The organism is Enterococcus canis NBRC 100695 (assembly GCF_001544375.1).
Classification (GTDB): Bacteria; Bacillota; Bacilli; order Lactobacillales; family Enterococcaceae; genus Enterococcus_H; species Enterococcus_H canis.
Genome location: NZ_BCQJ01000032.1, coordinates 1 through 2337, shown reverse-complemented (window position 1 = coordinate 2337; position 2337 = coordinate 1). Strand labels below are relative to the sequence as shown.

General features: G+C 35.8%; 2 protein-coding genes and 2 pseudogenes. 3 read left to right on the top strand and 1 reads right to left on the bottom strand.

Features of this window, described 5'->3' with window-relative positions:
• Positions 1-115: 115 nt before the first annotated feature.
• Positions 116-673 (bottom strand): annotated as a pseudogene (locus ECA01S_RS13715) (recombinase family protein).
• A 736-nt stretch (positions 674-1409) separates the two neighbouring features.
• Here ECA01S_RS13715 and ECA01S_RS13710 point away from each other — a divergent pair.
• The 3 genes and pseudogenes from ECA01S_RS13710 to ECA01S_RS14650 all read left to right on the top strand — a co-directional run.
• Entirely contained in the window at positions 1410-1670 is a 261-nt protein-coding gene (locus tag ECA01S_RS13710; protein WP_010746335.1) for a type II toxin-antitoxin system RelB/DinJ family antitoxin, read from the top strand.
• Complete coding sequence (locus tag ECA01S_RS13705; protein ID WP_010746334.1) at positions 1657-1935, top strand: type II toxin-antitoxin system RelE/ParE family toxin; 279 nt, start codon at positions 1657-1659, stop codon at positions 1933-1935. Before ECA01S_RS13710 ends, ECA01S_RS13705 begins: the two co-directional genes overlap by 14 nt.
• A 165-nt stretch (positions 1936-2100) precedes the next feature.
• Positions 2101-2337: pseudogene (locus ECA01S_RS14650) on the top strand (hypothetical protein); the annotation flags it as partial.

The following is a 2337-nucleotide window of genomic DNA, read 5'->3' as shown; positions in this document are numbered from 1 at the left end:
AAAGATTAATCTGGGTGCGCTGTTCCATGTACCCCTTTATACCCCAAAAGCTCTATTGGGGGCCCGAGCGCCTAACAGCAAAGACACTAATAATTATTATATTCACTTATTGCTTTTAACAGGTGGTTAAATTTCTGTAGATAGTTGCACTACTAACCCCTGTCATTGCTTGAATCTCTTTAAAAGAGTACTCATTTGAATGATAAAGTTTCAAGGCACGTTCTAAGTCTGCTGGATTTGTTCTCGGACGTCCACCTTTTCGTCCTCTTGCTCTAGCGCTCGCTAGCCCCTCGTTGGTTCGCTGGACGATAAGGTCTCGCTCAAACTGACTAAAGGCTTGAAAAACGGTCATCATCAACGTTCCTTGTGGCGTTGTTGTGTCAAAGTTTTCTTTTAGAGAAAGAACAGAATTGTCCTGCTCTTGAAAAAAATTGATTAGTTCGATTAAGTCTTTTGTCGAACGTCCTAGGCGAGAAAAACTTTCTGCGATAATCATATCTCATATCTCCTGCACGTGCTTTGTCTTTTAGACGATTCAATTCAGGTCTGTTTGCTTTCGTTCCTGATAGTTTTTCCGTGAGATTTCATCACAATTTTGTTTGTTCAGTAAATCTAACTGTCTTGTTAAATCTTGTCCTTTTGTGCTTACTCGTGCATAACCAAAACGTTTCATTGATTTGTTCACTCCAAATTCTTTTTTGTTTGTTGCAGCTGTTCAATAACACATTCATAGAACGCTACTTCGGATAAAATGAGAAGGTCTTATCCTTGTTCAATCAGTTCACGTGCGGTTTGTTCTTTGATTGTATACTCTGACTGTTCAATAATGATTTTGTGTAGTGACGAAACAAACGAGCATATCGGTTTGTTTCGTCACTGGGGACTGACAATGCCCATGTAAGGAATAAACTAGCCCTTGTGCTTGCTTCCGGGTTAAGGTTTGCAGCGTACCTGTGAAAACGACGGTTTTATTTTTGAACTACACGTTTCTCACTCCGTTCTTTGGTTCGTTTTCTGTATTGTCTCATAAACGGTCGTATATGAGACGTTGAATTGAGATGGGTTATGAGAAAAGAGGAACCCTTAGTTTAAAGGATTCCTCTTTTTTAGTTATTGCTTCTTTTTGAAGTCTCACAAACCATCATTTATGAGACAACCGTCAATTGTTACAGAAATGTTACTTAACGTATGATTTCCCCGGAATCTTTCACTGACCCCTTATGTAAAAAAACGATACACGAATGAATTAAAATTAGAAGTCGATAATACTTGTAGAGGAAGCGATAACCCGCTTCCTCTTTTTGATGTTCATCATGTAATCGTATAGGAAGTGATAAATAAAAAATGCCAACGTGTTGCCGTTGTGATTGCAACGTGGTATACTTACTTTAAAGAAAGGAAGTGATTTCATGACTGTATCACGACTTAATATTCGGATTGATGGCGATTTAAAACAGCAAGCAAAAGAAGTTTATAAAGATATGGGAATGGATTTAACCACAGCTGTTACAATATTCCTAAAGCAAAGCGTGCGAGAACAACGTTTGCCTTTTCAACCAAGTAGAGAACCCATTGAAAATGTTATTGCTCGCTATGAAGTAGAAAATGGATTGACAACAAAAGTTGATTCAGCGGAAGAACTGATGGAGAATTTAAATGCTGACGATTGAGTACACTTCTATATTCAAAAGAGATTATAAAAGAATGGTGAAAAAACACTACAATATGAAAAAGTTAGAAAAAGTAGTTAAGTTGCTTGTCACAAACAACCAAGATGAATTGATAAGAAAATATAAAGACCATGCTTTAAAAGGGAACTGGAAAGGTTACAGAGAACTACATTTAGATAACGACTGGTTACTAATTTACAAGATTGACGACAAAAATTTAATCTTAACAATGACACGTACAGGAAGTCATGATGAACTTTTGTGATATCAAAAAAGGGACAATTTAAGAGGTGATTTTCATGCGAGTAATGACTAAAAATGAGAAAATAGATATGCTATATTCGATTATTTTGGGGTTAATAGGTTTGTTCGCACTTTTTTGTGTAAAGTTTATAGCTTTTACTGGGAATGGACTTCGTTTTTCTTGTCTATGGCGATAATTTCTTCAATTAATCTACCCTCTGCAATCAGAAGAAAAAAGCAATATAAAAAAATTGACGAATTAAGAAACGTATTAAACTTATCCATTGAAGAAGTAAGAGAAATTGTGGATATTGGTAAATATGATTTAACGAATTGGAAATGGGATAAGGCTTATATCCCACCAAAGAAGTTGTATAAATTGGAGGATGCGTTAGAGAAAATGTACTTCAAAAAATTTGATAAA

Excerpts from the sequence above, each read along its gene's own strand:
- ECA01S_RS13710 (WP_010746335.1), top strand. The coding sequence starts at position 1,410 with ATGACTGTATCACGACTTAATATTCGGATTGATGGCGATTTAAAACAG.
- ECA01S_RS13705 (WP_010746334.1), top strand. The coding sequence starts at position 1,657 with ATGCTGACGATTGAGTACACTTCTATATTCAAAAGAGATTATAAAAGA.